The sequence below is a fragment of the Allobosea sp. genome (assembly GCF_030695125.1).
GTDB lineage: Bacteria > Pseudomonadota > Alphaproteobacteria > Rhizobiales > Beijerinckiaceae > Allobosea.
On record NZ_JAUYTP010000045.1, the window covers coordinates 58,790 to 77,696 of the forward strand.

General features: G+C 70.1%; 17 protein-coding genes. 3 read left to right on the forward strand and 14 right to left on the reverse strand.

The features are described from left to right. Positions 1-7: 7 nt before the first annotated feature. The 4 genes from Q8S38_RS16395 to Q8S38_RS16410 form a co-directional block, all read right to left on the reverse strand. The gene (locus tag Q8S38_RS16395; protein ID WP_305681559.1) at positions 8-979 is read right to left on the reverse strand and encodes a chlorophyllide a reductase iron protein subunit X; all 972 of its coding nucleotides are present in this window, start codon (positions 977-979) and stop codon (positions 8-10) included. Positions 980-1,020: 41 nt separating this feature from the next. Next, the gene (bchC, locus tag Q8S38_RS16400) at positions 1,021-1,953 is read right to left on the reverse strand and encodes a chlorophyll synthesis pathway protein BchC (protein ID WP_305681448.1); all 933 of its coding nucleotides are present in this window, start codon (positions 1,951-1,953) and stop codon (positions 1,021-1,023) included. Positions 1,954-2,060: 107 nt separating this feature from the next. Continuing rightward, a complete protein-coding gene (locus tag Q8S38_RS16405; RefSeq protein ID WP_371125901.1) occupies positions 2,061-3,227 on the reverse strand; it encodes a methyltransferase in 1,167 nt (388 codons plus the stop codon). Between the two features lie 2 nt (positions 3,228-3,229). After that, positions 3,230-4,099, reverse strand: coding sequence for a polyprenyl synthetase family protein (locus tag Q8S38_RS16410; protein WP_305681449.1), 870 nt, complete (start codon positions 4,097-4,099; stop codon positions 3,230-3,232). Between the two features lie 102 nt (positions 4,100-4,201). Here Q8S38_RS16410 and crtD point away from each other — a divergent pair, with 102 nt between their 5' ends. Both crtD and Q8S38_RS16420 read left to right on the forward strand, forming a co-directional pair. Beyond that, on the forward strand, positions 4,202-5,740 hold the full coding sequence (crtD, locus tag Q8S38_RS16415; protein WP_305681450.1) for a 1-hydroxycarotenoid 3,4-desaturase CrtD: 1,539 nt from the start codon (positions 4,202-4,204) through the stop codon (positions 5,738-5,740). 155 nt (positions 5,741-5,895) lie between these two features. Continuing rightward, a complete protein-coding gene (locus Q8S38_RS16420) occupies positions 5,896-6,603 on the forward strand; it encodes a hydratase (RefSeq protein ID WP_305681451.1) in 708 nt (235 codons plus the stop codon). Positions 6,604-6,749: 146 nt separating this feature from the next. Here Q8S38_RS16420 and Q8S38_RS16425 read toward each other — a convergent pair whose 3' ends face one another. The 8 genes from Q8S38_RS16425 to dxs form a co-directional block, all read right to left on the reverse strand. Then, a complete protein-coding gene (locus Q8S38_RS16425; protein WP_305681452.1) occupies positions 6,750-6,929 on the reverse strand; it encodes a hypothetical protein in 180 nt (59 codons plus the stop codon). 16 nt (positions 6,930-6,945) lie between these two features. Next, positions 6,946-8,022, reverse strand: a complete 1,077-nt coding sequence (locus Q8S38_RS16430; protein WP_305681453.1) for a phytoene/squalene synthase family protein — start codon at positions 8,020-8,022, stop codon at positions 6,946-6,948. Next, entirely contained in the window at positions 8,003-9,547 is a 1,545-nt protein-coding gene (locus tag Q8S38_RS16435) for a phytoene desaturase (RefSeq protein WP_305681454.1), read from the reverse strand. Before Q8S38_RS16435 ends, Q8S38_RS16430 begins: the two co-directional genes overlap by 20 nt. Further along, positions 9,541-10,431 (reverse strand): alpha/beta fold hydrolase BchO, encoded by an 891-nt coding sequence (gene bchO / locus Q8S38_RS16440; protein ID WP_305681455.1) that lies wholly within the window; start codon positions 10,429-10,431, stop codon positions 9,541-9,543. The genes Q8S38_RS16435 and bchO overlap by 7 nt, the downstream gene beginning before the upstream one ends. After that, positions 10,428-12,221: a magnesium chelatase subunit D gene (locus Q8S38_RS16445; protein WP_305681456.1), complete on the reverse strand. Its 1,794-nt coding sequence runs from the start codon at positions 12,219-12,221 to the stop codon at positions 10,428-10,430. Before Q8S38_RS16445 ends, bchO begins: the two co-directional genes overlap by 4 nt. Continuing rightward, complete coding sequence (gene bchI, locus Q8S38_RS16450) at positions 12,218-13,162, reverse strand: magnesium chelatase ATPase subunit I (protein WP_371125907.1); 945 nt, start codon at positions 13,160-13,162, stop codon at positions 12,218-12,220. Before bchI ends, Q8S38_RS16445 begins: the two co-directional genes overlap by 4 nt. Before the next feature lie 254 nt (positions 13,163-13,416). Then, positions 13,417-14,382, reverse strand: coding sequence for a 4-hydroxy-3-methylbut-2-enyl diphosphate reductase (ispH, locus tag Q8S38_RS16455; protein ID WP_371125902.1), 966 nt, complete (start codon positions 14,380-14,382; stop codon positions 13,417-13,419). Further along, positions 14,379-16,358, reverse strand: a complete 1,980-nt coding sequence (dxs, locus tag Q8S38_RS16460) for a 1-deoxy-D-xylulose-5-phosphate synthase (RefSeq protein WP_305681458.1) — start codon at positions 16,356-16,358, stop codon at positions 14,379-14,381. Before dxs ends, ispH begins: the two co-directional genes overlap by 4 nt. A gap of 265 nt (positions 16,359-16,623) precedes the next feature. Here dxs and Q8S38_RS16465 point away from each other — a divergent pair, with 265 nt between their 5' ends. Further along, positions 16,624-17,016 (forward strand): c-type cytochrome, encoded by a 393-nt coding sequence (locus Q8S38_RS16465; RefSeq protein WP_305681459.1) that lies wholly within the window; start codon positions 16,624-16,626, stop codon positions 17,014-17,016. A 127-nt stretch (positions 17,017-17,143) separates the two neighbouring features. Here the strand turns inward: Q8S38_RS16465 and Q8S38_RS16470 are convergent, their stop codons facing one another. Next, positions 17,144-17,959, reverse strand: coding sequence for an ABC transporter permease (locus tag Q8S38_RS16470; protein WP_305681460.1), 816 nt, complete (start codon positions 17,957-17,959; stop codon positions 17,144-17,146). Continuing rightward, positions 17,956-18,789 carry an ABC transporter permease gene (locus Q8S38_RS16475; RefSeq protein WP_305681461.1) on the reverse strand — a complete coding sequence of 278 codons (834 nt, stop codon included), beginning with the start codon at positions 18,787-18,789 and terminating at the stop codon, positions 17,956-17,958. Before Q8S38_RS16475 ends, Q8S38_RS16470 begins: the two co-directional genes overlap by 4 nt. Between the last annotated feature and the right edge of the window lie 118 nt (positions 18,790-18,907).

Below are 18,907 nucleotides of genomic sequence, written 5' to 3' on the forward strand. Positions count from 1 at the left end.
ATGCGCCTCAGACCTGGTCGTAGACGACTTCGAGGGTCGTCTTCTTGAGGGCGGAGGGGCCGCACATGTCTTCGAGCGTGGCGGGCACCAGCACGACGTCGCGGCCGGTGCTTTCGCTCGAGAACAGGCCGAGCAGCGCATCCTGCGTCAGCGGCGTCGGCCGCACCGGCGGCGCCTCGGAGACGTTGAGGCCCAGCTCCTCGAACAGCGGCGCCCAGACATCGCCAGGCCGCCCGATGATCTCGTAATTGGCGCTCTTCTTGCGGATGTCGTCATTGGCGGGAATGGCGGCGAGAACCGGGATCCCGACCTTGTCGCAGAAGGCCTGCGCCTCGCCGGTACCGTCATCCTTGTTGATGACCATCCCGGCGACGCCGACATTGCCGCCGAGCCTGCGGAAATACTCCACCGCCGAGCAGACATTGTTGGCGACGTAGAGCGACTGCAGGTCGTTGGAGCCGACAACGATGACCTTCTGGCACATGTCGCGGGCGATCGGCAGGCCGAAGCCGCCGCAGACCACGTCGCCGAGGAAGTCGAGCAGGACGAAGTCGAAGCCCCAGTCGTGGAAGCCGAGCTTCTCCAGCAGCTCGAAGCCATGAATGATGCCGCGCCCGCCGCAGCCGCGGCCGACCTCCGGCCCGCCGAGCTCCATCGCGTAGACGCCGTCGCGCTTGAAGCAGACATCGCCGATCTGGACCTCTTCGCCCGCCGCCTTCTTCCGCGACGAGGTCTCGATGATCGTCGGGCAGGCCCTGCCGCCGAACAGCAGCGAGGTGGTGTCGGATTTCGGATCGCAGCCGATCAGCAGGACCTTCTTGCCCTGCTGGGCCATCATGTAGCTGAGATTGGCGAGCGTGAAGGATTTGCCGATGCCGCCCTTGCCGTAGATCGCGATGATCTGCGTTTCCTTGGTCGGGGCGGTCGTGACGACCGCGTCCTGCGGCTGGGCGGCCTCGTCGCGCAGGCGAGCGGCCATGGCGGCAGCCGGAGACGGGACGGGGTTTCGAATCTGGATGTTCACGAGGCGGCACTCCAATCCAGGATCATCTTGAGGCAGGACGGATCGCTGAAAGCGGTGCGATAGGCAGCCGGCGCGTCATTGGCCGGGGCGCTGTGGGTGATGAGCCCGTCCAGCGAGAGCCTTCCGTCGGAAAGGAGGGCCAGGACGACGTCGAGATCGGCCTGGCGCCATTCGGCGGCGACGCGCAGCCGCGCCTCGCGCATGAAGGCGGGCGGAAAGGCAAACGAGATCGGCTGGTCGTAGAAGCCGGCGAGCACGATCTCGCCCTGCGGGGCGAGCCGGCCGATCAGCGTGTCGACCAAAGCGGAGTCGCCGCTGACGTCGTAGATCGCGCGGTAATCCTTGCGGCTGTCATCCCCGGGCGCGACGACGGCGTAGCCCTGGGCCCCCGTGGCGCGCAGCGGGTTGGTCTCCCAGACGACGGGTGCGCCGCCATGGGCGACCGCGATGCGGGCGAGCAGGCGGCCGAGCACGCCATGGCCGATGATCAGATCCGGCAGCGCTGCGCCGGCCAGGGCATGCTGGGCGGTGCCCGCAAGCGCCAGCAGGACGCCGGCCTGGCCGAGTTCCTCGGAGATGGCCACGGCCTTGGCGCCGGGCACGACGAGATGGGACGAGGCGCCGCCGAACAGCCCGCGCGCCTCCTTGAAGCCGCGGGAGCCGGGCACGAAGACGAGATCGCCGACGCTGCGCCCCGAGGCGTCACCGGCCTGGATGACCCGGCCGACCGATTCGTAACCCGGCACCAGCGGATAGCCCATGCCCGGGAAGGCCGGCATCCGGCCCGACCAGAGCAGGCGCTCGGTGCCTGTCGAAATCCCGCTCCATTGGGTGGCGACGACGACGTCCTCAGGGCCGGCGGCGACGAGCTCGAGCTGGCTCAGAACCAGATGCTCGGGCCTTTCGACGAGGACTGCCAGCGCATGCATCGGAGCACTTTCGAGGTCGGGAGCCGGCCGCACTGGCCCGCTTGATCGCCTGACTGTCAGGTTATCGGAACATTCTAAGGTGTCAAATTGAATTTACACTTATTGTGTCAAGCGACACGTGCAGTCAGTCCGCCGGTCAGCAAAGGGCGCCGCGTCTTCAGCCGGCGAACATCGGAAAACCCCGCATCGAGCAGGAATTGCGTCAATTCGGCGGGGCTACGCGCCCGGCCGCTGCCCATGGCGAGCAGGTAGAAGGCGAAATAGGCCTCCGCCATCCGCTGCGTCTCGGGCGAGCCCGCCATCGGCTCGGCGATGAGCAGCGTCCCGCCCGGCGGCAGGCAGGCGCGAACCCGCGCCAGCAATCCCCGCACCGCGTCGTCGTCATGGTCGTGCAGCACCCGGACCAGCGTCACGAGATCGGCGCCCTCGGGAAGCGAGTCGCGGTGCATGTCGCCGCCGAGCGTGCTGGCGCGCGCGCCCAGCCCTTCCGCCGCGAACCGGTCCTGCGCCCGCTCGGCCACCGCCGGCAGGTCGAACAGCGTCAGCGCCGGGCCGGCCGCGTGCCGCGCCACGCGGATCAGGAAAGCCCCCTCCCCGCCGCCGACATCGAGAATACGGCGATGGCCCGAGAAGTCGTAGGCCGCGAGAATGTCGTCGGCGACGAAATGCTGGGACTGCGCCATCAGGGTGCTGTAGGCGGCAACCTCGGCTGCGGGCGCCGCAGCCGGTTGCTCGGCGGTCGCATAGGCCCAGTAGCCCGACAGCGCGGTCGGCCCCGTCCCGCCGCGCAGCAGCGCCACCGGATCGGCGAGATCGCCATAGAGCAGATCGTGATGGGCGATCATCGCCCCGACGCCGGGATTGCCGAGCAACGCCGCTCCCAGCATGGCGAGCCCGTAGCGTCCGCCGCTGCGACGCTCGACCAGGTCGAGCGCGGCCGCGGCCCCGAGCAGACGCTCGGTCGCGCTCTCGGTCATCGCGAGGCGCGGCGCCAGTCCGGCCACGCTGCGCGGCCCCGCTTCGAGGATGCGGAACAGGTCGAGCTGGACGCAGGCCTGCAGCACCTGCGCATAGACGAAGCCGGCGCAGAGATCGAACAGCGCCTGCGACTGCCGCTGCGCGATCGGCTTGGTCAGGGGGAAGGAGGCGGCGAAGCGCTGGAAGCGCGGGCTCGCCACCAGCCGGTTGCGCCATCCCGCCAGCCGGTCGGCCAGCGAGACCGGCCGGACCGGTTCCGCGACAGGCCCGGCGGCTGGGACCGACGCCGGAGGCACGGTCAGGCCGCGCGACGCTGCAGGCTTTCCGGCAGGAAGCTCTTGGCCGTGAGGCCGATCAGCGTCCCCAGATCCTGGCGGCCGGGGCAGGCCGGGATCGCAGCGATCGCCTCCAGCACCAGCGCGTCGAGATGGGCAATCGCCGGGCCGAGCCCATAGGCCGAGGCGTAGTTGGGGCGCAGATGCGCCGCGTCCTGGCCACAGGGCTTGCCGAGTTCCTGGGGCGTCGCAGCGACGTCGCGGATGTCGTCGGCGACCTGGAAGGCCTCGCCGAGCTTTTCCCCAAGCCAGCGCCAGTCCTGATGCGCGACACCGGCAGCCGCGGCGCCCGCCATGGTCGCGCCGGCAAACAGCGCCCCGGTCTTGGCCTGGTGGTAGAGCGCGCAGTCGATGGCCGCTTCCGATTCCCAGGCCTGCCCGGCGACGATGCCGCCACGGCTGCCGACAGCGGCGCTGACGACCCGCACCAGCGTCGCCAGATTCTGCGGCTGGCGGGCGGCGGCCTCGGCCAGCGTCTCGAAGGCGAGCACGATCAGCGCATCGCCGGCCAGCACCGCCAGCGGCTCGCCATAGGCCTTGTGGACCGAGGCCTTGCCGCGCCGCATCGCGGCATCGTCGAAGCAGGGCAGATCGTCATGCACGAGCGAGGCGCAGTGCAGGAATTCGATCGCTGCAGCGGCGGCGTTCGCGATAATCGGCTCGGGATCGCCGCAGGCTCTGGCGACGGCCAGCGTCAGGCGCGGCCTGATCCGCGCGCCGCCAGGAAACACCGCATGACGCATCGCCTGGGCAAGCAGCGGCGGGCAATTCTGCAGATGGGAAGCCACGATGGCGGCGTCGAGGGTCTGTTCGATCCGTGTCCCGGTATCCATCACGATCCCCCTTGCGAATGAGCGTTCTTTCAAACTGACATCTTATGTGTCAATAAGACTGGACAGTTGTGAGTGTGAAGTCAACCCGCACGAGGCCGCCGCTTGGGCACTCCCCGCATCCTCGTCATCGGCGCCGGCATCGGCGGCCTGGTCCCCGCCCTTTTGCTGGCCGGGCGGGGCTGCGACGTCACCCTGGTCGAGAAGGCGGACGCCCCCGGCGGCAAGATGCGCGAGGTCGCGGTCGGCGGCCGCAGGCTGGATGCCGGCCCGACCGTGATGACGATGCGATGGGTCTTCGACCGCGTCTTTGAGGAGGTCGGCGCGAGCCTCGACGATCACCTCGCCCTGACTCCCGCTTCCGTCCTCGCCCGCCACGCCTGGAGCGAGACGCAGCGGCTCGACCTCTTCGCCGATCGCGCGGCCTCGGCGGATGCGATCTCAGCCTTCGCCGGGCCCGCCGAGGGCCGCAACTACCTCGCCTTCTGCGATCAGGCGCGCGGCATTCACGACGCGCTGAAGGACAGCTTCATGGCCCGCGAGCGGCCGAGCCTGCTGGGGCTGGTGCAGCACACGGGGCTCGGCGGCCTGCGCCAGCTCTGGGGCGCGAGCCCGTTCGGAACGCTGTGGGATGCGCTCGGCCAGTCCTTCCAGGACCAGCGCCTGCGCCAGCTCTTCGGCCGCTACGCCACCTATTGCGGCTCGTCGCCCTTCGCCGCGCCCGCGACGCTGATGCTGGTCGCCCATGTCGAGCAGGAGGGGGTCTGGCTGGTCGAGGGCGGCATGCACCGACTCGCCCGAACCCTGGCCGACCTCGCCACGGCGAAGGGCGCGCGGCTGCGCTACGGCGAGGCCATCAGCGAGATCCTGATCGAGGGCGGTCGCGCGGCCGGCGTGCGCCTGGCCGGCGGCGAGACGCTGCGCGCCGACGCGGTCGTCAGCAATGCCGACGTCAACGCCATCGCCACCGGCCGTTTCGGCCAGGCCGCCGCCCGCTTCGCGACGCCGACCAAGCCCGCCGAGCGCTCGCTCTCGGCCCTGACCTTAACCGCGGTCGCGCAGACCAGCGGCTTTCCGCTGCACCGGCACAATGTCTTCTTCTCGCGCGACTATGCCGCCGAGTTCGAGGCGATCTGCCGGCAGGGCCGCCTCCCCGAGGAGCCGACGATCTATGTCTGCGCGCAGGATCGCGACGACACAGGCGCCGCGCCCGCCGGTCCCGAGCGCCTGCTCATCCTGGTCAACGCCCCACCCTGCGGCGACCGCCCCGCCTTTCCGCCCGAGGAGATCGAGACATGCCTGCGCAGGAGCCTCGCCCGGATGGCGCAATGCGGGTTGCAGATCGAACTGCAAAGCGACGCGATGCTGACGACGCAAGCCAGCGACTGGGAGGCGCTGTTTCCGGCGACGGGCGGGGGCCTTTACGGCCGCTCGACCCATGGCGCGATGGCGAGCTTCAACCGGCCGGGCTCGCGCAGCCGGCTGCCGGGGCTTTACCTGACCGGGGGCAGCGTCCATCCGGGGCCCGGCGTCCCGATGGTGGCGCTCTCGGGACTGCTGGCGACGCAGAGCGTGGTCGCCGACCTCGCTTCGACGTCGCGGTCGCGCCCGGCGGCTATGTCTGGTGGTATGTCGACGCGCTGAGCGACGATGGCCGCTACGGGCTGAGCATCATCGCCTTCATCGGTAGCGTCTTCTCGCCCTATTACGCCTGGGCGCGGCGGCGCGGCGCGGCCGACCCGCTCGACCATTGCGCGCTGAACGTCGGCCTCTACGGCCAAGGCGCGCGGCGCTGGACGATGACGGAGCGCGGGCGGCGGCATGTCTCGGTTGCGCCGGATCATTTCACGATCGGGCCCAGCGCGCTGCATTGGGACGGGACAACCCTGACGATCGCGATCGACGAGATCGGCACGCCCCTGCCGCGCCGCGTGCGCGGGTCGGTTCGCGTCACGCCGCAGGCGATCACCGACCATGTCGTGACGCTGAATCGGGATGGCGACCATCGCTGGTGGCCGATCGCGCCGTTGTCGCGGGTCGAGGTGAACTTGAGCGAGCCCGATCTGTGCTGGAGCGGCTCGGGCTATTTCGACATGAACCAGGGCGACACGCCGCTCGCCGACGGATTCCGCTCCTGGCACTGGTCGCGCGCGTCGACGCCCGACGGCGCGGCCGTGCTCTATGGCGGCACGCGCCGCGACGGCTCGACCTTCGATCTAGGCTGGCGCTTCGACGGCAGCGGCCAGGCGACCGCGCTCGAACCGGGACCGCCCGCCGCCCTGCCGAAGAGCGGCTGGCGCCTCGCGCGCGAGACCCGCAGCGATCGCGGTCGGCCGGCCGCGCTGGTCGAGACGCTGGAGGACACGCCCTTCTATGCGCGCTCTGTGGTGCGGGCCTCGCTCGCGGGCGAGAGCGTCACGGCCATGCATGAGAGCCTGTCGCTCGACCGCTTCGCCAGCCCGGTCGTCCAGGCGATGCTGCCCTTCAAGATGCCGCGGCGGGGGTGAGACGCGCTGCTCTTCCATGGAAACGCGGGTCATCCCGGACGCAGCGAAGCGGAGATCCGGGATCCATTCCTGAACCTTGATCGGACGCATTCCGGAATGGGTCCCGGGTCAAGCCCGGGACGACGCCATGGGTCCTTGTGAGATCATCACGCGCTCGCGCGCTCGGGATCTGCGTCTGCCGCAGCCTTCAAGGCCGCTTTCTCGGCCGCCTTCGCCGCGTCCTTGGCCTTCTCGCGGCGCAGGTCCCAGAGCTGATGGAAACCGAAGCCGAGGCACAATCCCAGCGTCAGCACCATCTCCGCGATGATCAGCGTGCTCGACGACATCGCGGCCTCTCCGGCGTTACGGCCCCCTGACAGCGGAACGCTCGACCCGGCCGAGGCGCTCGAACATCTCGATCACCGCCGTGGTGCGTCCGACCAGATCCCACCATGGCAGGTCGGTCGCGTGCAACGGCGGCCGCCCCCCCTGCGGCATCACGGCCACCGCCGTCACCAGATAGGCATTGGCAGGCAGGGCCGGCAGTCCGAAGAGCGCCGGCTCAGCCCTTCCCGTCGCCAGCGCGCGAGCGAGCAGCCCGAGCTTGCGCCAGGCCGGCACAACGGCCCGCTGCGAGACGCTGTCATGCCCGCGGCGCGCGACCTCCCGGCCGATCTCGGCATAGATCGACCGCGCCGCCCGAATCCCGGACCGGCAGGAGGCCGGCAGCGCCGCAATCCCGGCATCGGCCCGGGCATACAGCCTGTCCGCCTCGGCCAGGAGCCGCGCCACGACGCCGCCCAGCGCAGGAGAGAACCGGGGATCGGCGAGAAACGCGTCGGGGTCGATGCCGGCTTCGCGCAGCCAGGACAGCGGCAGGTAGACCCGTCCCATCGCCGCATCGGCCCCGACATCCCTGGCGATGTTGCTGAGCTGCATCGCCACGCCGAGATCGGCCGCCCGCGCCAGCACCTCCGGCGCGCGCCGGTCCATCAGCGTCGCCATCATCACGCCGACGGAGCCCGCCACGCGCGCGGCATAGTCGCAGAGCTCATCGAAGCTCTCGTAGCGCCGCCCCTGCGCATCCCAGGCCAGCCCCTCGATCAGCGCCAGCGTCACGGCCGGCGGCAGGCCGAAACCCCGTACCGTCTCGGAAAAGGCGCGATCGACCGGATTCTCATGCGGGCGGCCGGCATGAGCGGCCGTAACGCGCCGCTCGAGCAGCGCGATCGTCGCGGCATCGCCCGGGCCCTCGTCGATCGCATCGTCGGCGAGCCGGCAGAAGGCATAAAGCGCGGTGGCAGGCCCGCGGATATGGCGCGGCAGCAGCAGCGCCGCGGCCCGGAAGGATTTGGAGCCGACGCGCAGGATCGCGTCGCAGGCCGCGAGGTCCGCCACGGACGGCCCAGGGTATCGCGGGTCAGACCCGGTGTGTCGCATGAGGCACCACTGAATCGAGGATCTTGGCCGAGGAGAGAACACCGGGCAGGCCGGCTCCGGGATGCGTCCCGGCGCCGACCAGATAAAGCCCGTCGACCTCTTCGCTGACGTTGTGCGGTCGGAACCAGGCGCTCTGCATCAGCCGCGGCTCCAGCCCGAAGGCGGCGCCATGGACAGAGAGCAGGTCGTCGCGGAACGCCGGCGGCGTCATCAGCCGCGAGGTGGCGAGGCAGTCGCCGAGGCCCGGCAGCAGCGTCGCCTCCAGCCGCTGCTGGATGCGGGCCCGGAACGGCTCGGCCTCGCGGGCCCAGTCGACATCGCCTTGCAGGTTGGGCACCGGCACCAGCGCATAGAAGGCGTCGCAGCCCTCCGGAGCGAGCGTCGGGTCGGTCGCGGTGGGGCGATGCAGGTAGAGGCTGAAATCCTCCGCCAGCACCTTCCGCTCGAAGATGTCATCGACGAGCCCGCGATAGCGCGGCCCAAACAGGATCGTGTGATGCGGCACATCCTCGTAGCGGCGCCGCGTGCCGAAATACCAGACCACGACCGACATCGAATAGCGCGCCCGCTCGAGCTTCGCGTCGCTCCAGCGTTTGCGCGGCTGCGCCTTCAGCAAGGTGCCATAGGTGTAGGCGGCATCGGCATTGGAGACGACGACATCGGCGGTAATCGCCTCGCCATCCGAAAGCCGGACGCCGGTGGCAGCGCCGTTCGCCACGGTGATCTCCGCGACCTTCGCGCCGTAGCGCAGCGTCGCGCCCTGCCCTTCGAGCAGGCGCACGAGGCCCTGCACCAGCGCGCCCGTGCCGCCATGGGCGAAATGCACCCCGAATTTGCGCTCCAGATGCAGGACGAGCGCATAGATCGCGGTTGCCGAGAACGGGCTGCCGCCGATGAAGAGCGGGTGGAAGCTCAGCGCCGTGCGCAGCCGCTCGTCGCGGACATGATGCGCCGCGAGCCCGTAGACGCTGCGATCGGCCCGCAGCCGCGCCATCGCCGGCAGCGCCTTGAACATGTCGACGAGCGTGCTGAACGGCACATCCGCGAGCTGCTCGAAACCGACCTTGTAGATCGCCTCGGCGTCTTTCAGAAAACCGCCATAGCCCGCCACGTCCCCGGGCGCGAAGGCTGCGATCCGCTCGCGCATCGTTTCGACGTCGCCGCTGCAATCGAGGCTGGAGCCGTCATCGAACATCAGCCGATAGAACGGATCGAGTGCGGTCAGCCTGACATCGTCTTCCATCCGCCGCCCGCACAGCGCCCAGAGCTCCTCGAACAGGAACGGCGCGGTGACGATCGTCGGCCCGGCATCGAAGGTGAAGCCGTCCTGTCGGAAGACGCGCGCCCGCCCGCCGGGTTGGTCGAGCGTCTCCAGCACGGTGACGCGATAGCCGCGCGCACCGAGCCGGATCGCGGCGGCAAGCCCGCCGAAGCCCGAGCCGATCACCACCGCATGCGGCCGGCGGTCGGGCTCGGGGCTGCGCGTGCCCGAACCCAGGCTCGGCGGGTGCAGCTCGGTCAGCATGCGATCAACTCCCGGTGGCGCAGCATTTCCAGCCCGATCAGCCGCGCGACCGCCTCAGGCTGCTCCTCATGGGCGAGATGGCCGGCCCCCGGCAGCGTCTCGATCCGCGCATCGGGCAGGCGTCGCGCGACCTCGTGCGCCTCGTCGGGCGAGACGGCCTTGTCGCCCGTGCCGACGACGAGCAGCACCGGCACGTCGATCTTGCCGAAGCTGCGACCCAGCCCCTCCAGATCCCAGTTCGCCATCATCCCCAGCGTCGAGGCGACATGGACGCGGTTGGAGAACAGCCGCCGGTACAGCTCCTGCCCGCGCGCATCGAGCCGCGAGCCGGTGCCTTCGAGCAATTGCGTCACCGCGTCGGCGCTGCCCGCCCGCCATGCAAAGAAGCGCGGCACCAGCGGGTTCAGCACGAGCAGCCGGGCGACCGAGGGAAACAGCTGCGACGCCACGCCCTTGAACGGCAGCAGCGCCCCGTTCAGGCTGATCAGGCAATCGGGCGCGATCGTCTTGGTCAGGACCATGCGCAGCGCAATCGCCGCGCCGGCGGAATGGCCGACGACGCCATCGGGCGAAACGCCGAGCGTGCGCAGCAGCGCCGCCAGCCCCCGCGCCATCGCCGGCAGTGACAGCAGGTCGCGGTCGGGCGCCTGGGTGAAGCCATGGCCCGGCAGATCGACCGCGACGACGTGGAAATCCCGCGCCAGCAGCGGCATCAGATCGCGCCAGGAATGGGTCGAGGCGCCCGTCCCGTGCAGCAGCAGGAGCGACGGCCCCTGCCCCATCGACTGGACATGCCAGGACAACCCGGCCGCCGTGACGAAGCGGCTCGCGGCGCGATTCGGCCAGTCCCGGCCCTCGATCGCCCAGGACAAGGCGGCGCTCATAGCGCCACCGACAGGGCGGCACCGACCGCCCGGCTGACGCCGGCGGCATCGGCCTGGGGCAGCGGCAGATAGCGCCCGCCCATTGCGGCCGCCAGTTCGGCCGCCTGCGGCTGCGGCTGGGGCGAGGTGTCGATCAGGATGGCGGTGAGACCCGCGCCGCGCAGTCCCCGCGCCGCCATCAGCGCGTCGGCCTGCGCCTTGCCACGACCCGGCTTGCCCTCCGCATCGATATTGGCGCGGCCGTCGGTCATGAACACCAGCGCGGGCGTGCGCCCCTTGCGGCGTACCGCATCGGCCAGCGCCGAGGCGGCCTGGATCGCGATGGCGAGCGGCGTTGCGCCGCCACCCGGCAGGGCCGCCAGCGCGCGCTCGGCCGCGACCAGCGAGCGCGTCGGCGGCAGCACGAGATCGGCCTGCGCCTTGCGAAAGGCGATCAGCGCGACCTCGTCGCGGCGGACATAGCACTCCGCCAGCAACAGCCGGACCGCGCCCTTGGCCTCGGCCAGGCGCTCCAGCGCCGAGGAGCCGGAGGCGTCGACGACGAACAGCGTCGCGGTCTCGCTGCGCTGCTTGTAGCGCGCGATCCGGAAATCCTCGCGGCGCACGATCAGACCGGAGCGGCCCGCCATCGCGGCCTCGCTGCGCCGCAGCCGCTGCCAGGGCGCCGCTGCGCGTAGCGTCTCGACCACATCGAGCCGCGCGCCGCCGCGCAGGTCGCCGGCCTTCGAGCCGACGATCCGGCCGCGCCGTGCGGCCTTCTGGAACTGCCCGGCGCGGCCGGCGGCGCGTGCCTGTGTCCGGCCGCTCGCTGCCAGCAACTGTGCCAGCAGGCCGGCGGGGATCGCCGCCTTCGCGGCCTCGAGCACCATGTCGTCGAGATCGCGCGGTGGCTCCGCCGCCTGATCCTCGCTGTCGGAGGGCGGTGAATCCGGCTGCGCCTGCTGCTCCGGCTCGGGCTCTTGTTCCTGGTCGTCGGCCTCTTCGCTGGGCGCCGGCAACTGCGTCGCGCGCGGCGCCAGCACGAGCGCCGCGGCGAGCGCCGCATCCTCGGGCGAGACCACGTCGCGGCCAGACAGCGCTGCGGCTAGCCGCGCCACCTTGACCGCTTGCAGCGCGGTGCGCGTCGAGCCGATGCCGAGCGCCAGCGCCGCCGTGCACAGGCAGGCGATGGTTTCGTCGTCAATCGTCGCGGCGACACGGTCGCGCGCAGCGGCGATGGTCTGCGCGTCGAAAACGGGAGCCTCGATCTCGCGATGCGACAGCGCCGTCAGGTCGAGCCGCAGCGCCAGCCGGTCGGTCATTGCCGCCGCGGGGCGTTCGTCGGCGGCAATGCCCTCGTCTAGGGCGACGATGGAGAACCGGCTGGGCACGGTCAGCGCAATGCCGTCGCGCTCGACCGTGACCGCCCCGGCATCGAGCACGGCGCAGAGCTTCGCCGCCGTCGCAGCCTCGACGCGCTCGGCCATGGCGACGAGCAGGACACCGCCATCCGCCTCGGCGAGCAGGCCGCGCTCGGCGACCGGGCGGCCCATCGCCAGCGTCGCGGTGAGATCGAGCCCGCCGAGCAGGCGCGCATCGCCGATGCCGGCCGGCATGCGCAGGGAGCGCTCGCCCCCGCGCAAGGCCGAGAGCCGGGCAAGCCAGGCCTCCCGAACCGGCCCCGCCGGACCGCGCAGGGACACCCCGCCGAACGCGGCGCCGTCGAGTGCGATCAGCGCGGCCGCGATCTCGGCCAGCCGCCAGGGCGTCAGCGCCGGAACCTCGGTCGCGCTGGCGCCGGGCGCGCTCACGGGCCGAAAACCTCGGCCAGCGCCCGCTCGACCCGCACGGTCGAGCCGGCCTCGTCCAGCGGATTGCGGCGCAGCCGGTGGCGCAGCGCCATCGGCGCGACCGTCCGGATATGGCTGTCGAGGATCTCCTGCGCGCCTTCGAGCGCGGCCAGCGCGCGCGCCGACCGCATCAGGGTGAGTTCGCCGCGCAGGCCGTCGGTGCCCAGATGCAGGCAGAGCTGCGCCACGCGCGTCAGCGCGGCATCGGAGGTCTCGATCTGCGCCAACCGCTTGCGCCCCGCGATCAGCTTGCGGCCGATCGCCTCGTCAGCTGCCCGCCACTGCCCGCTGAAGCCGTGCGGGTCGCGATCGAACGCGTCGCGGCGCTTGACCACCTCGATGCGTGTCGGCAGGTCGGTCGGCGTGGTGACGTCGACCGAAAGGCCGAACCGGTCGAGCAGCTGCGGGCGCAGTTCGCCCTCTTCCGGGTTGCCGCTGCCGACCAGCACGAAGCGGGCGGGGTGGCGGATGCTCAGCCCCTCGCGCTCGACCACGTTCTCGCCGGAGGCCGCGACATCGAGCAGCACATCGACGAGATGGTCCTCCAGCAGATTGGCCTCGTCGATATACAGGAACCCGCGATTGGCCCGCGCCAGCAGGCCGGGCTGGAACGCCTTCTCGCCGCTCGCCAGTGCCTTCTCGAGATCGAGCGCGCCGACGACACGGTCCTCGGTCGCCCCCAGCGGAAGGTCGACCACGGGCACCGGCACGAGATGCGTCTTCTGCCCGCGCAGGCCGGGGTTGGGCGCGGCGTTGTAGGGGTCGCCGACCACGGCGCGCATCGGCGGCAGCAGCGCCGCCAGCGCGCGGATCGCGGTCGATTTGCCGGTGCCGCGATCGCCGAAGATCAGCACGCCGCCGATCGTCGGGTCGATCGCCGCCAGAAGCAGCGCCCGCTTCATCTCCTCCTGCGCGACGATCGCCGAGAACGGGAACGGCGGCGGCCGGCCGGTCGCGGCATCCTGCGGGAAAGCGACCTGCGCCGTGGCGCGAGCCCGCCGCGCGCCCTTTGCCGGCGCGAACAAAGCCTTGTCGCTTTCGCGCGCAAGGCCACCCATTTGCCCGGCGACGATCCCCGGATCGCCAGCGTTGGGCCGCGTGTCGGAGAGCATGTCGGAAGGATCCATCAGGCCGTCCATGATCTGTCGCTCCGGGTTCAGGACGCCATCGCCTCGACCAGCCGCTGCGGCAGGCGGAAGACGATGTCCTCCTCCGTGCCGTCGAGTTCGCGCACGCTGACCGAGCGGAACGCGCGCAGCCGGTCGATCGTGTCCTGGATCAGCTGCTCCGGCGCCGAGGCGCCGGCCGTGAAGCCGACCGTGTCGACCGCGTCGAACCAGGCGGGATCGATCGCGTCGGGCCCCTCGATCAGATGGCTCTCGACACCCGCGATCGCACCAACCTCGCGCAGCCGGCTCGAATTCGAGGACGAACGCGAGCCGATGACGAGGATCAGGTCGCAATGGGGCGCCATCGCCTGCACCGCCGCCTGGCGGTTCTGCGTGGCGTAGCAGATGTTGCGGATGTCGGGGCCGACGATCGCCGGGAACCGCGCCGTCAGCGCCGCGATGACCTCGCGCGTGTCCTGCACGCTGAGCGTGGTCTGGCTGACATAGGCGACCTTGCTTTCGTCGATCACGACGAGGTCGGCGACCTCGGCGGCGGTGGCGATGACATGCAGGCGTCCGGGAATCTGCCCGCGCGTGCCCTCGACCTCGGCATGGCCCTCATGGCCGATCAGCACGACGTCATAGCCGAGCTGCGCATAGCGGCGGCCCTGGTTGTGGACCTTCTGGACCAGCGGGCAGGTCGCGTCGATCACATCCAGCCCGCGGGCCGCGGCGGCCGCCTCGACCGTGCGCGACACGCCATGGGCGGAGAAGATCGTGGTCGCACCGGGCGGGATCTGGTCGACCTCGCCGACGAAGACGGCTCCTTGCGCCCGCAGCCCCTCGACGACATGGGTATTGTGGACGATCTCATGGCGCACATAGACCGGCGCGCCCGCCTGCGCGAGCGCGCGCTCGACGATCTCGACCGCCCTGACCACGCCCGCGCAGAAGCCGCGCGGTTTCGCCAGCAGGACCGCCAGCGGACGCTTGAAGGGCATGACCGCGTTCATGTCGAGGCCTCGTGCAGCGACCGGGGATCGGGCGGATAGGCGCTGGCCAGCCGCAGGCCGCCCGCTCCCGCGACGGCATGGCGCCAGGCGGACGGCGGACGGCACAGGCCGGTTGCGGTCGCGACGATCGCGGCGGCGTCGAGACCCGCCTGCGCATACATGCGGGCTTGCGTGTCATGCTCCTGGAAGCGGTCCGGCAGGGTCAGCGTCTTGATTTTCAGGCCGGCCTCGAACAGCCCGTCATCGGCCAGCGCATGCAGCACGAACGAGCCGAACCCGCCGACCGAGCCCTCCTCCACCGTGATCAGCGCCTCGTGGTGGCGCGCCAGCCTTGCGACCAGCGCCCGGTCGAGCGGCTTGGCGAAGCGCGCATCTGCGACGGTGGTCGAGAGCCCCATCGCCTCGAGCAACTCGGCCGCCTGCAGGCATTCGGCCAGACGCGTGCCATAGGACAGGAGGGCGATGCGCGTCCCCTCGCGCAGCACGCGCCCGCGCCCGATCTCGAGCGGCACGCCGGCGGCCGGCAACCTGACTCCGACGCCGTCGCCGCGCGGATAGCGCAGCGCGATCGGCCCCTCGTCATAGGCGCAGGCGGTGGCCACCATATCGACGAGATCGGCCTCGTCGCCCGGCGCCATCAGCACGAAGCCTGGCAGGCAGCCGAGATAGGCGGTGTCGAACGCGCCCGCATGGGTCGCGCCATCCGCCCCGACGAGCCCGGCACGGTCGATGGCGAAGCGCACGGGCAGCTTCTGCAGGGCGACGTCATGGACGATCTGGTCGTAGGCGCGCTGCAGAAAGGTCGAGTAGATCGCGCAGACGGGCTTCAGCCCCTCGCAGGCGAGCCCCGCCGCGAAGGTCACCGCATGCTGCTCGGCGATGCCGACATCGAAGAAGCGCTTGGGATGCGCCTTGGCGAACGCGTCGAGCCCGGTCCCCGAGGGCATGGCGGCGGTGATCGCGACGAGCTTTTCGTCGCGGGCCGCCTCCTGCAGCAGCGCCTGGGAAAACACCTTGGTGTAGGACGGGGCGGCCGAGACCGCCTTCTCCTGCACGCCACTCGCGACGTCGAACTTGACCACCGCATGATACTTGTCGGTCGTCGCCTCGGCCGGGGCATAGCCCTTGCCCTTCTGCGTCACGACATGGACGAGGATCGGCCCGTTGGGCGCGTCGCGGACATTGCGCAGGACAGGAATCAGATGGTCGAGATTATGGCCGTCGATCGGGCCGACATAGTAGAAGCCGAGCTGGTCGAACAGGGTCCCGCCCGTCAGATAGCCGCGCGCATGCTCGACCGCCCGGGTGATCTTCGAATCGAGCCCCCGGCCGAGCCGGCGCGTCAACTGGCGACCCTGGTCGCGCAGCGAGAGATAGGCCTTGCCCGAGAGCAGCTTGGCCAGATGCGCCGAGAGCGCCCCGACCGGCGGCGCGATCGACATGTCGTTGTCGTTGAGGATGACGATCAGCCGCTTGCCCAGCGCACCCGCATTGTTCATCGCCTCATAGGCCATGCCCGCCGACATCGCCCCGTCGCCGATCACGGCCACGACATTTCCGTCCTGCGCCTTCAGGTCGCGGGCGACGGCAAAGCCCAGCGCCGCCGAGATCGAGGTCGAGGTGTGCGCGGCGCCGAAGGGGTCGTACTCGCTCTCGTCGCGCTTGGTGAAGCCCGAGAGCCCGCCGCCCTGGCGCAAGGTGCGGATCCGGTCGCGCCGCCCGGTCAGGATCTTGTGGGGGTAGGCCTGGTGCCCGACATCCCAGATCAACGTGTCGCGGGGCGTGTCGAACAGATGATGCAGCGCCACCGTGAGCTCGACGACGCCGAGACCCGCGCCGAGATGGCCGCCGGTCACCGAAACCGCGTCGATCGTCTCGGCGCGCAGCTCGTCCGCGAGCTGCCTGAGCTGCTTCACCGAGAAATGGCGAAGATCGGCGGGAACGGTGACACCGTCCAGAAGCGGGGTATCGGGCATTCAGGTCCCCTTCGCTCGCATTCGCCAATATGTCAGCTTTGATTTACATATTGCTGTAAGGCTGTCGATACACTACGAAGGAGTCGCACGACATGCAATCGCTTTGGTCGCGCTTTCTCACGATCGGTCGGCGACAGCCCGCAAAGAGGCCCGGGGCCCGAAAACTGCGAAACAGGGAATCCGCCCGGGGGAACGATGCAGCGGGCTTGCCCGTTGTGTCTTCTGCTCACATTATATGTGGAATAAGTCTGGAGAGGTCATCGCCATGAGACAATTCGCCTACGCAGTCGCCGCCGGCTTCATCGTTTTCGCGCCCGCCTTGGCCCAGGCTCAGGATGCCGCCGCGGGCGAAAAGGTCTTCCTGCAATGCCGGACCTGCCACCAGGTCGGCGAAACCGCCAAGAACGCCGTCGGCCCCGCGCTGAACGGCATGTTCGACGGTCGCAAGGCCGGCACGCAGCCGGGCTATACCTATTCGGCGGCCTACAAATCGCTCGACAAGGTGTGGAGCGAGGACAATTTCCGCGTCTACATCAAGGATCCGCGCGGCGTCACGCCAGGGACCAAGATGGTCTATCCGGGTCTCAAGGACGATGCCCGCATCACCGACCTGATCGCCTATCTCAAGCAGTTCGGGCCGGACGGGAAGAAGAAGTAAGCCAGAAAGGCGACGACCCGGCGCCCGTCCGCCGCCGCATCCGAGCAAGCCCCCTCGCCGCCACGGCGAGGGGGTTTTTGTTTGATGGTTTGGGGGGCACGAGGTCCGCGGTTGCCTGGAGCCCCCCCTACGCGCCGACCTTGGCCAGCACGTCGGCTCGCAGGAAGCGCTCGATGAACAGCATGAACAGCACCGAGGGCACGAGCAGGATCAGCGCCGTGATCGAAGCGACCTGGTAGTTGCCGCCCATCGCCGCGTTGTAGAGCAGCAGCGGCAGGGTCGTGACCTGCGGCACGCCGACGAAGAAGGTGCCGGTGAACTCGTCGAGCGATTCGAGGAAGACGAAGATGCCGCTGGCGATGATGCCCGGCGCCGCCAGCGGCAGCGTCACGGTGAAGAAGGCCCGCAGCGGCGAGGCGCCCATGTTGCGCGCCGCCAGTTCGAGATCCTTGTCGACCGCGGCAAAGGCCGCAGCCGCGATCCAGACCGAGAACACCAGCCCATGCGCGGTGTGGACCAGCACCACCGCCAGCACCGTGCCGTTGATGCCGAGCTGGTAGAATATCCGGGCGACGTTGATGTAGATCGCGACCGACGGAAACGCCTGCGGCAGCAGGAACATCAGCATGAACAGCGCCCGCATCGGCAGCTTCAAGCGCGCCAGCGCGTAGCCGGCGGGAATCGACAAAGCGAGCGCAAACAGCACCGTCAGCACCGCGATCCAGACGCTGGTGCCCAGCGAGGCCATGGCGTCGCCGGTCGGCCGGAAGACCTGCTCCCAGTAGCGCGTGCCATAGGTCACGGGCAGCTTGTAGGGCGTGTACCAGCGCTCGGCGACGGACCAGAGCGCGAGGTTCAGGATCGGCCCGATCAGGACGAACGCGAAGGCGGCGAGCAGGCTCGCGGCCAGCACCATCCGGGCGGAAGCGGCGAGCCGGATCATCGCGGGGCCTCCTGCGACAGGCCGCGCTTGAGATAGAGGATCGCGGCGCCGGCGCTGATCAGATAGGTGATGACGCCGAGCGCATTGGCCGTGGCGTAGTCGCCATAGGCGTTGATGCGGAAGGCCATGTCGACGGTCAGCATGGTCGGCTGCGAGCCCGACACCATCAGCGGCACCGACAGCACCGAGAGCATCGTCACGAAGGAGAGCACGAGCGCCACCAGCAGCGTCTGCATGACCTGCGGCAGCGCCAGCTCGATCAGCACCCGCAGCCGCGAGGCTCCGAGATTGCGGCCGGCCTCCAGCGTCGCCCGGTCGATCGAGGCGAGCGCGCCCGCCAGCAGCAGCGCCACGAACGGCGTCTGCTTCCAGACGAAGGTGGCGATGATGCCGCGCCAGTCGAGATAGCTCACCGCCTGCAGCGGCTCCATCAGCCCCAGCGAGACGAAGCTGTTGTTCATCAGGCCGTTCTTGGCGAGGAAGGTGCGCATGCACTGCGCCGCGACGATGAAGGGGATGAACAGCGGCCAGCGATAGAGCGCCTTCAACGTGCCGACGATGTAGCGGTTCTCGCCGAGCGTCAGCGTGCCGGCGATGACGATGGCGGCGAGTGCCGTCAGCGCGCAGGAGGTCACCACGATCACCACCGTGAAGACCATGTCGGTCGAGTAGAGCTCGAACGCCTTGGCGAACCACTCCAGCGTGAATCTCCCGTCCTTGCTGAAGGCGGAGATCAGCGAGAAGCACAGCGGATACAGAAACAGCGCCGCGACCAGCACGAGGCCGGGAGCGATCAGGATCAGCGCCAGATGGCGTTGGGAGAGGCTCATTCGAACGCGCTTCTTCAAAAGGCTCCGGGGTCATCCCGGACGGAGCGAAGCGGAGATCCGGGATCCATTCCGGAACGGTTCAGGCATGGATCCCGGATCGGCGCGGCTTCGCCGCTGG

Bases quoted from the DNA above. Each gene is read 5' to 3' on its own strand.
- Q8S38_RS16425 (WP_305681452.1), bottom strand. From the start codon at position 6,929: ATGTCGTCGAGCACGCTGATCATCGCGGAGATGGTGCTGACGCTGGGA.
- Q8S38_RS16435 (WP_305681454.1), bottom strand. From the start codon at position 9,547: ATGCTGACCGAGCTGCACCCGCCGAGCCTGGGTTCGGGCACGCGCAGC.
- bchC (WP_305681448.1), bottom strand. From the start codon at position 1,953: ATGCATGCGCTGGCAGTCCTCGTCGAAAGGCCCGAGCATCTGGTTCTG.
- Q8S38_RS16430 (WP_305681453.1), bottom strand. From the start codon at position 8,022: ATGCGACACACCGGGTCTGACCCGCGATACCCTGGGCCGTCCGTGGCG.
- bchO (WP_305681455.1), bottom strand. From the start codon at position 10,431: ATGAGCGCCGCCTTGTCCTGGGCGATCGAGGGCCGGGACTGGCCGAAT.
- Q8S38_RS16465 (WP_305681459.1), top strand. From the start codon at position 16,624: ATGAGACAATTCGCCTACGCAGTCGCCGCCGGCTTCATCGTTTTCGCG.
- Q8S38_RS16410 (WP_305681449.1), bottom strand. From the start codon at position 4,099: ATGGATACCGGGACACGGATCGAACAGACCCTCGACGCCGCCATCGTG.
- Q8S38_RS16475 (WP_305681461.1), bottom strand. From the start codon at position 18,789: ATGAGCCTCTCCCAACGCCATCTGGCGCTGATCCTGATCGCTCCCGGC.
- dxs (WP_305681458.1), bottom strand. From the start codon at position 16,358: ATGCCCGATACCCCGCTTCTGGACGGTGTCACCGTTCCCGCCGATCTT.
- bchI (WP_371125907.1), bottom strand. From the start codon at position 13,162: ATGAAGCGGGCGCTGCTTCTGGCGGCGATCGACCCGACGATCGGCGGC.
- Q8S38_RS16470 (WP_305681460.1), bottom strand. From the start codon at position 17,959: ATGATCCGGCTCGCCGCTTCCGCCCGGATGGTGCTGGCCGCGAGCCTG.
- ispH (WP_371125902.1), bottom strand. From the start codon at position 14,382: ATGAACGCGGTCATGCCCTTCAAGCGTCCGCTGGCGGTCCTGCTGGCG.
- Q8S38_RS16420 (WP_305681451.1), top strand. From the start codon at position 5,896: ATGACGGAGCGCGGGCGGCGGCATGTCTCGGTTGCGCCGGATCATTTC.
- Q8S38_RS16395 (WP_305681559.1), bottom strand. From the start codon at position 979: ATGGCCGCTCGCCTGCGCGACGAGGCCGCCCAGCCGCAGGACGCGGTC.